General features: G+C 56.3%; 10 protein-coding genes. 2 read left to right on the plus strand and 8 right to left on the minus strand.

Going from position 1 to position 11,600, the window contains the following annotated elements; all coding sequences use genetic code 11:
* Positions 1–30: 30 nt before the first annotated feature.
* Positions 31–621, minus strand: coding sequence for a class I SAM-dependent methyltransferase (locus WFO70_RS12815; protein WP_337016711.1), 591 nt, complete (start codon positions 619–621; stop codon positions 31–33).
* Complete coding sequence (locus WFO70_RS12820; RefSeq protein WP_337016712.1) at positions 621–1,634, minus strand: HNH endonuclease; 1,014 nt, start codon at positions 1,632–1,634, stop codon at positions 621–623. Before WFO70_RS12820 ends, WFO70_RS12815 begins: the two co-directional genes overlap by 1 nt.
* A gap of 229 nt (positions 1,635–1,863) precedes the next feature.
* Here WFO70_RS12820 and WFO70_RS12825 point away from each other — a divergent pair, with 229 nt between their 5' ends.
* A complete protein-coding gene (locus WFO70_RS12825) occupies positions 1,864–2,892 on the plus strand; it encodes a hypothetical protein (protein WP_337016713.1) in 1,029 nt (342 codons plus the stop codon).
* A gap of 241 nt (positions 2,893–3,133) precedes the next feature.
* On the plus strand, positions 3,134–4,801 hold the full coding sequence (locus tag WFO70_RS12830; protein WP_337016714.1) for a hypothetical protein: 1,668 nt from the start codon (positions 3,134–3,136) through the stop codon (positions 4,799–4,801).
* Between the two features lie 111 nt (positions 4,802–4,912).
* Here the strand turns inward: WFO70_RS12830 and symE are convergent, their stop codons facing one another.
* The 6 genes from symE to glaH all read right to left on the minus strand — a co-directional run bounded on the left by symE (position 4,913) and on the right by glaH (position 11,313).
* Positions 4,913–5,245 (minus strand): endoribonuclease SymE, encoded by a 333-nt coding sequence (gene symE / locus WFO70_RS12835; RefSeq protein ID WP_337016715.1) that lies wholly within the window; start codon positions 5,243–5,245, stop codon positions 4,913–4,915.
* Positions 5,246–5,556: 311 nt separating this feature from the next.
* On the minus strand, positions 5,557–6,240 hold the full coding sequence (gene csiR, locus WFO70_RS12840) for a DNA-binding transcriptional regulator CsiR (protein WP_337016716.1): 684 nt from the start codon (positions 6,238–6,240) through the stop codon (positions 5,557–5,559).
* A 45-nt stretch (positions 6,241–6,285) separates the two neighbouring features.
* The gene (gabT, locus tag WFO70_RS12845) at positions 6,286–7,569 is read right to left on the minus strand and encodes a 4-aminobutyrate--2-oxoglutarate transaminase (protein ID WP_337016717.1); all 1,284 of its coding nucleotides are present in this window, start codon (positions 7,567–7,569) and stop codon (positions 6,286–6,288) included.
* Between the two features lie 14 nt (positions 7,570–7,583).
* A complete protein-coding gene (gene gabD / locus WFO70_RS12850; protein ID WP_337016718.1) occupies positions 7,584–9,032 on the minus strand; it encodes an NADP-dependent succinate-semialdehyde dehydrogenase in 1,449 nt (482 codons plus the stop codon).
* Positions 9,033–9,055: 23 nt separating this feature from the next.
* Complete coding sequence (lhgO, locus tag WFO70_RS12855) at positions 9,056–10,324, minus strand: L-2-hydroxyglutarate oxidase (RefSeq protein ID WP_337016719.1); 1,269 nt, start codon at positions 10,322–10,324, stop codon at positions 9,056–9,058.
* A gap of 11 nt (positions 10,325–10,335) precedes the next feature.
* Positions 10,336–11,313, minus strand: coding sequence for a glutarate dioxygenase GlaH (gene glaH / locus WFO70_RS12860; RefSeq protein WP_337016720.1), 978 nt, complete (start codon positions 11,311–11,313; stop codon positions 10,336–10,338).
* Between the last annotated feature and the right edge of the window lie 287 nt (positions 11,314–11,600).

Raw genomic sequence — 11,600 nt, forward strand, 5'->3', positions numbered from 1 at the left:
AATGCGGTGATTATCTTTAATTGCCGCTTATTACCTTTCTGTGCAGCTCTTCCTCAAAATGCCATTCAGCCAAAACTCTTTATTTTCCGGACGCAGATCCCGAGTAGTCCACATTTTCGCAATCTTCATCCACACTACAGTTTTCAACAAAATTTCCAAACCCACCTCATCCATATCCGTAAACCTTCTCCCATCCACCTCCCGCTCCCCATCCCCATACTTAAACGACACATACCAAACCCCACCCGGCTTAAGCGCATCCGCAAGCCTCCGCATCACCCCCGGCAACTCCGCAGCCGGAACATGTAACAACGAAGCACAGCACCAAATCCCATCAAACTCTTCCTTCCAGTCCACATCCGCAAAGGTCATCAACTGTACCGGCAACCCAGTATGTTCCCGCGCCAGCTCAACCATCGCAGAGGACGCATCAAACGCCTCCACCTGATATCCCATCTCCAAAAACGCCTTCGCATCGCGCCCGGAACCACATCCCGCATCCAGTACCCGAGCCCCCGGGGCAAGATGTTTGGTAAAGGCCTCGTACAGTGAGGACATATCGACATTCACCGTCCCGTCGAAGAAGGTCTGTGCATTGTCCTGATAGTATTTAAGCGTCATTAGAATGTGGCCTCGCCTTCGGCTTTCGGTTCCCAGGTATGGAACAGTCTCACTTTGGCAGCGTTCCAGTTATTTTCAAGAAAGTTTTTCCGCGCGGCGGGCTGGTTTCCGGTCTGTTGGACAATGGTTTCGTGCAGCGGAAGTTTGCTCTGAATAAAATACTCGTTACGGGCATTTAACCGTTGCAGGAGTGTACGTCCGGGCAGGCGCGCGAACTTCCCTTCAGCACCACGATTACAGCACTGGCAGGCCAGCACCAGATTCCACACGCCGTTGATATTGGCAACCTCATCACGTGCAGCCCAGGGAATAAAGTGGTCAACGTCGGCCAGGTCAGGATCGCCCGGGGTCAGGCTGATGGGTTTGAAGCAGTAGAAGCAGCGTCCTTTCTGGTAGCCGTTTAAACTGTTGCGACAGCTGGTGATATTCACCCGACGCGCATTGACATGGCTAAACAGCAACTGATTATCTTCGTCGAACTCGACGCCAACAAGGTTGCGGGAAACGCCCATCGCCCAGGCCTGTTCGACCAGGTTCCAGCGCGCAGTGGTTTCAAAAGCCAGATTCTGATACTGCTGACGTTCGCCCAGATGAAAGAAGTTATCCGTCAGGCGGATGCCGTTATGGGTCTTTCGCTCATCAATGAAAAAGCGTTTCTCGATCTCGCCGCCATTCACATTGTGGAAGGCGTCAATCACGTTGGCAAAACCACGCCGTACCGTGGTTTCAATCAGTTGGTTATGAGAAACCTCGGCGTTATTAAACTGCGCGCAGGTATCCAGAAACTGGCTGCGGCTCGAGGTGATCTGCTTCGGAGCGTGTTTCAGGTGTTCGCAAAGATGGCGGCTGAACGGCACGGCGAGTTCGTCTAGAGTGATGATGTCGCTGCCCGTCTTGTCAATCTCATACAGGGTATGGGCCAGTGCGAACTTGTAAGATGCGACGTTCTTTCCAAAAAGAATCACCCCGCGCCAGTAGTTCTCCAGCGTAGGGTCAGCCTGGTAAAAATCCATCAATGAAATCCTGTTACGGTGGGTGAGGTAGCTAACTACCGAAACCTGTAACGGGATCACACAATAAATGAATGGTGATGTAAACAGTGAATCTATGTATTTGGTGAATTTGTGATGTTTTGCAGTTGAAGGGCGGACTCCAACACCTTTAATCAGGTGACCAAATTTACTCTGCCATTCCCATCACCTATATTTTAATGCTCTGCAAGCCGCTCACAGGGAAGGAAAAATGACGCAATACTGGTGGAAAGATTTATTGGATCGGAATAATCGCTGGCAGGGGCTGGAGCTGACGGTCCGGGCTGAGCAGCATCCCGGTCATGCCATGGAGATGCTCAGCGGCCACCATGGGCGCATGGCATTGCAGTTTCAGGGCGAGACGCTGTTCTGGGCCACAGTGTTGAAAGATCATTCCGGCGTCTGGCTGGTCTTTAACGCCGATCATCCCGGTCAGCAGGCGCTATTACCGTCAATGACCTCGGCAGATGTGGAGTCGGTTAAAGCGCAGGGCACGCAGGCATGGACAGGCGAATGGTGTCGCTACTTTGCCCGACGGCTGATGGATTCGCCAGTGCCATTGCTGACTGCCGGCCGGTGGCTATTAAGGCCTATGGCACCGGTTAGTCGCTCCGCGCAACCTTCAGTACCCATCGCAGAATGGCGTTTTGATTCGCCCGCCAGCGCCGGAAATATGGGCTGCGACTGGGTGCTCTATGGCGAGGACTTTCCTGATTTAGCGGATCCACAAAAAGTCAGATACGTGGACTGGTGGTGGGGCGGTAATTTGCTGTTGGGACGTTACCCGATAAACACCGATGCGGGGCGGCTGAAATGGTGGCGTAAAAAATGCCGTGAGGGCGTACTGCCGCCGGTGTTGGTCCGGCACATTGCCGGGCTGGCGTTTTTTGTGATCCTTGATGGTCATTATCGTCTACAGGCGGCCATTGCAGAGGGGATCCCACCGCAGTTTTTGGTGCTCAGTGAACTGCATGAGAGAGAGTTTCCCTCCGATCCGCAGCATCAGGAGCGTATTGTCCGTGCGCTGGAGCTACAGCAACGTAAAAACCCCGCATACAACGTTGAGGGGATAAATCAGACGCTGATTAATCTCTATGATACCCGCTATCTCTATGCTTCAACCCATAGTCGCGCCCTGCTTGGCGACGGAGAAAACTGGGCGCGGGAGATTGAGGCTTATTTGCATAAACATCAGCTTGGAGAATATCTGGGAAGGATCCTTGAGCGGGTGGAGGTTTAAATCGAAGATGCGCTGAGGCTAAGAGCGCTGGCTCCGGCTTCAGTCCATCAGCAACCTTTAAAAAAATGAATTAATTATTGGCTTTACGCGAGGCGTTAATTCAGTTCGATTTCCACTCACTTTGTTTTATATATGCAAGATGCGTCATGCTTAATGCCCCCAACTCCGTTTATTAGTAGTTGCCTGACCCAGGCAAAGCCATATCATTCTGCCGAAACAAATCTCAATTCAGGGAATAAAGATGAAAGACGCGTGGCTGGATACGTGCTCTACCACCATCCAAAACTTCGTGGAACGCTCTACGAGGCTACAGCCAGATAATCTTGCACTGGACCTGGTCGAAAAAATCGATTTTGACTACCAGATTAACTTAAGTCTCGATTTTCGTATTAAGGCTACAGAATATACTCAGGTGGGGAGAGTCAGCCCCGGGAGCGGCACGCGGATATTTACGGGTACTTTCCAGTACAGCGAGGCGCTCCAGGCTGAAACCAGCGCGGTCTTGTCCCGGGCAGAAACACTGCGTGAAGCTCACGCGCTGGTCCTTTCCCAGCCTTACGGGGCGCTTGAAAAAGAGCAAGAGATCTATTCCCATCCAACACGCCTCTGTTTAATTGAAAACTGCACTAACTGTAATGGACGCGGACAGGTCAACTGCTCCTGGTGCTATGGCACGGGTCGCGTGAGCTGCACCACCTGCGGAGGAAGTGGGCAGGTACTGGAACAGCGAAGCCATTTCGATCACTACACCAATCAGTACCGCACGGAGAGCCACTACCGGATGTGCTATACCTGCACAGGCGGTAAGGTGAACTGCGGCCACTGTATCGGCTCGGGAAACCAGCGCTGTTCCCCCTGCGACGGAACAGGCGAAACAACCCGCATTACCCGGCTTGCCTGCGTTGTCGTGCCTCGTTACCAGTTGATCTATCATCGTGAAGATGTGCCGACGTTTATTAAAGATGGCCTCTACAAAGCGGGCATCCCGGAACTGGCAAGTTATGGCGCCGTTGAGCTGGCAGATTCCAGTATTGATGAAGGTTCGCGTAACGTTAATTTTATCTACAACGCCAGCGTACCCTTTGCCCGATTTACGAGCCAGTTACGTCAGGCTCAGCTTACGGAACAGCCTGTTAACTGGATCGTTTACGGTCGTCATCCGCAGATACTCGATGCGGGGCATGTTGTTGAGTTGATGCTTAAAAACGATCTTAATGAGCTTGTCTATCGCTCCACCAAAGGAAAACTGCTGAATCCGCTTGTTGCGGCGTGTAGCCGTAAAACGGTGGCCACCTTTATGGAGTCGGAAGCCCATCAGGACATGCTGGATGCAAATCGCGCGGGTAAATCCGGGGACATGCTCCGCGAAGCGATGAATCGAGGAGTTACCACAACCTATATTGATGAAGCCCTGACCAGCCTGAAAGCCATTACCCAGGCGGTCCAGAACTGGTCGGTGGTAAAGTGGGCAATCTTCAGCGCTGTCATTATCTATCTGTTGATGCCGCTTTATACCGCCTATAGCAACATCTGGTTCAACGACATGACAGGACGGGTTTATCTTACGCCGTTCCTGCGCTGGGATAACCAGCAGAATTTACTCGCTTCCCTGGAGGTACTGGCGCGTTACTGTAGCCTGTTTATTGCCATCGCTGCCGTTGTTATCGCTTTCCTGGGGTATTTATGGCGCAGGGGCTGGGTTCGCTGGCGAATGGGTCAGCATCTGGCTAAATGGGCGGTGAATAAGAAGATTTTACGTAGCGGTTGGTTCATGAGTTTTATTCTGACAAGCCTGTTCGCAACTTGCCTGTTACTGTTTTTCCCAATATGGGTGACAAATGAGGGTGAACTCTTTGGGCAGTATTCGTTAATTGAATTACTTCGCTGGGTTGCTGAGTTAGTAAGATAATACGATCAGGGCTCCCGGTAGGTTTTCAGGGAGTCGGTCTTTTTATCTACCAGCCTCTAATAACCAGTACAAAAGGCGCCTCACTGGCGCCTTTCTCATTCCATCGCTGCCTTAAGCCTTTCGCAGCTTCCCGGAGATCACCCCAACAAAGTCCATCACCTGCTGTTGTTTCTGCTCCGACAGTTGACTCACCTCGCGCATCAGCGTCTCTATCTCCGGCTCTCCCTGCCGGGACGTCAGGATCATGCAGCCCTTCATGACTTTTACGTCGACCTTCGTTCCGGTGCTGAACCCGGCTTCATTGAGCCACAGCCCTTTCATAATAAATGCAGGGATGCGGGTGTAATCTCCATACCGCGTCGCATAACTTACGGTAAATACCCGGTCGTCAGCGTCAAATACTTCTGGTTGCAGTGATTCTGCAATACAATCGATATTAGTCATGGCTACTATTCTCTCTTAATAGTGACTGTGGTGAGCGATACGGGCATGTTGGCGCATGCCCGTATTGCGTTAAATAACACCTGTAAATCTAACCAGTAAATAAAAATAAGTCCAGAGTAATATAAAACGTAATAAGCGCGATTAGAGTGCTTTTAAAATATTAATAATCACGAATACAAAATGATGTTTTTAATTAATTTATATGGCTTAACTGAATCGGGGATATTAAAGATTTCATAATAAATATGCAGACATTGCACCTTAAAACAGGCACTAAATGGATAGTGCCTGTTTTAAGGTGCATTTAACTTTCAGGTCCCCAGACCCACCCCCATCGCCCCCCGAATTATCGGAATCGGCGTCAACAAATGCTGATACATCAGTTCCCCCGCCTTATCCCCATCCCGCGCCAGCACCGCATCCATCAACTTCTGATGCTCTGCATGCTTCTCCTCCAGCATCGCCACCGACAGCACAGTCTTGCGCAGCCACACATACCGATACCGTGCCGCCAGATCGAACAGCCGCTCCCGCATCTGCATCAGATACTGCGACCCACACCCAACCACCATCGCCGTATGAAACGCCTGATGGCGCTGGTCCCACTCGTCCAGCATGGTCTCGCTGGCATCGCGGGATTCCAGCTTGTTCAGCAGATGCGCCCGGGCGAGGAGGTCGGCTTCCCACTCTTCGCCGCCGCGTTCGATGGCAAGGCGCACCAGCATCGCCTCCATATTGGCGCGGGCATCAAAGATATCGAGCAGCTCCTGTTCGGACATGGGAGCCACCCGGTAGCCTTTCTGGTTAATGACCGTGACCAGCCCCTCGGCAACCAACTGCGACAGCGCTTCGCGCAGCGGGCCGACGCCCAGCTCATACCGGGAGGTCAGCAGGCTCATCCGCAGCTTCTCATCCGGGTGATACACCCCGCGGATAATGTCGTTCTTAAGCCAGCGGTAGCCGTCGATGGCCGTTGCCTGGGAAATGATGGTCATGGTCGTGCTCCTTGAATACGGCCCGGCCTGCACCGGGCGTAAAAATTAACCCTGCTTCGCCTCGTCAAAACACTCGGCGATGATCGCCAGCCCCTGCTGAAGCTGCGCCTCTTCCACGGTCAGCGGCACCAGGATGCGCAGCACGTTATGGTACGGGCCGCACGAGAGCAGGATCAGCCCTTTGTCCCGCGCCCGGGCCACAATCTGCGCCGTCAGGGCGGCGTTCGGTTTATGGTGGTCGCCCTCTTCAAACAGCTCGATGGCGATCATCGCCCCCAGGCCGCGAACGTCGCCGATCTCAGGGTGTTTTTCCGCGATAGCCAGCAGGCCTTCGCGCAGGGTGTTGCCCAGCTTGTTGGCTTTGCCCAACAGATCCTCCTGCTCGAAGACTTTCATTACCGCCAGCGCGGCGGCGCAGGCGATGGGGCTCCCGGCGTAGGTACCGCCGAGGCCGCCCGGGGCGATGGCGTCCATCACTTCGGCACGTCCGGTGACGCCCGCCAGCGGGAAGCCGCCGGCAATGGATTTGGCGAAGGTGGTGATATCCGCCGCCACGCCCATCTGCTCCATGGCGAAGAAGGTGCCGGTGCGGCCCGCGCCGCTCTGCACTTCATCGGCGATCAGCATGATGCCGTGCTCGTCGCACAGGTCGCGCAGGCGCTGCATAAAGGCCGGGGAGGTGGCGTAGAACCCGCCTTCACCCTGGACAGGTTCAATCACGATGGCGGCGATATCTTCCGGCGCGGCATCGTTCTTGAAGATGCGATGGATGCTGGCGATGGCGTCGTCATCGCTGATGCCGTGCAGGGCGCAGGGATAGAGGGCGCGATAGACGTGGCCCGGCATTAAGCCCATGCCCGCTGAGTAAGGGTTCACTTTACCGGTCAGCGACAGGGTGTAGTGGGTGCGGCCATGATAGGCCCCGGTAAAGGCGATCGTGCCGTTGCGCTTAGTTGCCGCGCGGGCAATTTTCACCGCGTTCTCGACGGCTTCGGAGCCGGTGGTCACCAGCAGGGTCTTTTTCGGGAAGTCGCCCGGCACTTTCTGGTTCAGGGTTTCGCAAAGCTCCAGATAGGGCTCATAGGCCAGCACCTGGAAGCAGGTGTGCGACAGCTTTTTCAGCTGCGCTTCCACGGCGCTGACCACCTCCGGATGCAGATGCCCGGTGTTCAGCACCGCAATCCCCCCGGCGAAATCAAGATACTCCCGGCCTTCGACGTCCCACACCCGGCAGTTCTCGGCCCGGGCGGCAAAAATCGGGTGGATCTGACCCACGCCGCGGGGCACGGCATTGCTACGACGCTGCATTAACTCTTTGTTGGTGCTCATTGGATGCTCCTGAATTAAAGGCCGATGCACATATATTTGATTTCTAAGTAATCTTCGATGCCGTATTTAGAACCTTCCCGACCCAGGCCGGAGGCTTTAATGCCGCCGAACGGGGCGACTTCGTTGGAGATAATCCCGGTGTTGATCCCGACGATGCCGTACTCCAGCGCCTCGCCGACGCGGAACACGCGGCTCAGATCGCGGGCATAGAAGTAGGCGGCGAGGCCGAACTCGGTGTCGTTCGCCATCTGGATCACGTCCGCTTCATCTTTAAAGCGGAACAGCGGGGCCAGCGGGCCGAAGGTCTCCTCTTTCGCCACCTTCGCGTCACCGGGTACATCTACCAGAATAGTCGGTTGGAAGAAGTTGCCGCCGAGTTTATGCAGCGATCCGCCGGTAATAATGCGTGCGCCTTTCTCCACCGCGTCGGCAATGTGTTCTTCGACTTTGTCCACCGCCTTGCCGTCGATCAGCGGCCCGATGGTAACGCCCTGGGTCAGGCCGTCGCCGATCTGCATTTTTTCCACCGCCAGCTGGAGTTTTTCGGCAAAGCGGTCGTAAACGCCGTCCTGCACGTACAGGCGGTTGGCGCAGACGCAGGTCTGCCCGGCGTTGCGGAACTTCGAGGCCAGCGCCCCTTCCACGGCCTTATCGAGGTCGGCATCGTCAAAGACAATAAAGGGCGCGTTGCCCCCCAGCTCCAGCGACACCTTTTTGATGTCCTTCGCGCACTGGGCCATCAGCTGGCGGCCAATCTCGGTGGAGCCGGTAAAGGAGAGCTTGCGCACCAGCGGGTTGCTGGTCAGCTCGTTGCCGATGTCGGACGCCGAACCGGTGACCACGCTGAATACCCCAGCGGGGATCCCGGCCCGGTGCGCCAGTTCCGCCAGCGCCAGCGCGGAGTAGGGGGTCTGGCTGGCGGGTTTGAGCACCATGGTGCAGCCTGCCGCCAGGGCCGGGCCTGCCTTGCGGGTGATCATCGCCGCCGGGAAGTTCCACGGGGTGATGGCGGCGGTCACGCCAATCGGCTGCTTAATCACGATTAAACGCTTGTCCGCCTGATGGCCCGGAATGGTATCGCCGTAGACGCGTTTTCCCTCTTCGGCGAACCACTCTATAAAGGAGGCGGCATAGCTAATCTCGCCTTTGGCTTCCGCCAGCGGTTTGCCCTGTTCGAGGGTCATCAGTTGGGCGAGGTCATCCTGGTTAGCCATCATCAAATCGAACCAGCGGCGCAGAATGGTGGCGCGCTCTTTGGCGGTGAGCGCGCGCCAGGCGGGCAGGGCGCGGTTCGCGGCCTCAATCGCCGCCCGGGTCTCGTCGGCACCCATTTTCGGCACGCTGCCGAGGGTCTGGCCGTTCGCCGGGTTGGTCACGGCGAGGGTCTCACCACTGTGGGCGTCGCACCACTCTCCTTCTATATAAGCCTGCTGGCGGAATAAGCTGGGATCGTTGAGTTGCATGATGGCTTCCTGTCTCAGAATGATTAACGGGTAAACGCGGCATGTAAGGTCTCCACATTACCGGCAGCCCGCAGCGAACGCCCGGGGTTGTGCTGACTGGCGAGCAGGGTCTGAACCTTGCTCACAATATGCGCCCCGATGGGGATCGCCGAGGTCGCCGCCGGTGAGGGGGCATTACAGGTATGGATGGTGCGCGGCGTGGTGACAAATAAAAAGTCGTCGATGAGCTTACCTTCTGGCGAAACTGCCTGCGCCCTCACACCCGCAGGCCAGGGGTGCAGATCCTTCGCCGTCAGCCCCGGGCAGTACTTCTGCACCAGCTTCAGATAGCCGCTTTTGCACAGGGAGTTTTTCATCTCGCCCAGGCCCGAGCGCAGGTTGTTCTGCAATACCCGGCGGATGCCCGTTGAGCCCATAATTTCCAGCATATCGGCGAGGGAGAAATCGCCCTTGCGGTAGCCCTCACGCTTGAAGGCCAGCACCGCGTTCGGCCCCACCGTCACGCTGCCGTCGATCATCCGGGTGAGATGCACCCCGAGAAACGGCATCGCCGGATCCGGGATGGGGTAGATAAGGTGGTTGACGATCCGGTTGTGCTCCGGCGCGAGGCGGAAATACTCCCCGCGGAACGGACAGATAATAAACCCGGGGTCGATGCCGAGCATCTTCACCAGCCGGTCGGCCATCAGCCCGGAGCAGCTAATTAAGGTGGTGGCGTCGAACTCGCGCCCGTCGTGGGTGTGGATCACCACCCGGTCGGCGTGCTCTTTCAGGGCGCTGACCTCGGCGCGATAAATCACTTCGCCGCCCTTCGCCTGGAAGCGGCTCGCCATGGCCGCCGTCACCTCGCGATAGCTGACGATCCCGCTGGAGGGGACAAAAATCCCGCCCAGCCCGGTGATATTGGGCTCGCGCTCGCGCAGCTCGGCGCCGCTGAGCCACTCGCGCTCGATGCCGTTGGCGGCGGTGCGTTCCCACAGGGCCCGCATCCGCTCCATCTCCAGCGACGAAGTCGCCACCAGCATCTTGCCGCAGGTGTCGTAGCGAATGTTGTTTTGATCGCAGAAGGCTTTGGTCGCCCGGTTGCCCGCCAGGCAGAACTGCGCTTTCAGGCTGCCGGGGGTGTAATAGACCCCGGCGTGGATCACCCCGCTGTTGTGCCCGGTCTGGTGGCAGGCGGGGCCTGCCTCCTTCTCCAGCAGCGCAATGCGGGCGTCCGGGTAGAGTTCCATCAGCTGCATGGCGGTGGACATGCCGATAATACCGCCGCCGATAATCACGAAGTCATACATCCGCGCCATCCCTACTGATGAGCCTGATAGTGGGTGGTGGCGTAGCTGATGTACCCGCGCTGGCGCATCAGCTCCCGGCGCAGATCCGGGTGCGGGGTAAAGCGATCCCGGCCATGCAGCCAGAACATGTTGTTGATCAGCAGGAATTTACCCACCGGTACCGGAATGGAGACGATGTTTTTGCTGCCCTCCAGCGCGTCAGAAAGTTCGCTCAGCCAGACCCCCTCTTCAAAATCTTTCGGCTGAACGAACTGGTCGATATAGCGCATCACCGGGCGGCCCTGCTGGTCGACGTCAAACACCGGGTGGAACACATCGGCGGCGACGTTTTTGCTCGGCGGTGCCGTCCAGCGCAGGGGGCGACGGGCCAGCGGATGGCTGAAGAATTTATCCAGCGACTCCCAGTCGTCGAGGTGCAGCAGCAGGGAGTTGCCGCCCTGCATGTTCTGCTCGTCGATCTTCATCATCAGCACGTAGTCGGTGACTTCATCGACGAAGGTGCCGTCGTTGTGCAGCTCCAGCACGCGGTGGGGCTGGCGCAGGTAGCTGTCGGAATTATCGACGTTTTTGACCGTAAAGCGGGCGTAGTACTGGCCGCTCATGGCGTCATAGTTGGAGCGACCGATCAGGTGGGCGACCGCGGTGGCGATCTTCACCATCTCATCGGCCTGGGAGACGTTATCCACCCCCTCGGCGTCGATCAGCAGCGCGCCCTGGTCCCGGCTGAGGAGGGTGTTCAGCAGCAGCGGCTGGAGCTGGTTGCCGCACAGGTCATCGAGGATCTTCGCCACCCGAAAGCGCAGGAAGGATTTGTACTCCAGGGCCTGAATGGGCCACTGCTCCACCTCCCGCAGGAACTGCTGGGTCACTTCTGCGGAGAACGTCAGCTCCAGCAAACGCGGAGACTGCACGGATGTCGTGATGCTAAAACCGGTGATGGTCCGGGACAACGCCTCGTCGGGCTGTTTTACGGCGGTAAGTGCATTCATCAGAATCAATCCTCTCAGAAAGTATTCAGGAGACAGGGCAGTACATTTCGTAGCCATAAATTAAAAATATCTACATTTTGAAGAAATGGGCCTGTTGCCGGGTGATTGTTTGAATTTTGTGATGAAGGCGTGAAAAACAGGGAAATAACCGGGAAAAGCCGGGTCTGCGACGCGATCTTACCAGGTTGGCGTGATGCTCCTCACGGAAAAGCGGGGTTATCCTTAACAAAAACGTGACATATCCATACAAATCTTAACAAATCGCGACGTCGTTGCTGTACGGCCTT

It is taken from the genome of Leclercia sp. AS011, from assembly GCF_037152535.1.
Lineage (GTDB): Bacteria > Pseudomonadota > Gammaproteobacteria > Enterobacterales > Enterobacteriaceae > Enterobacter.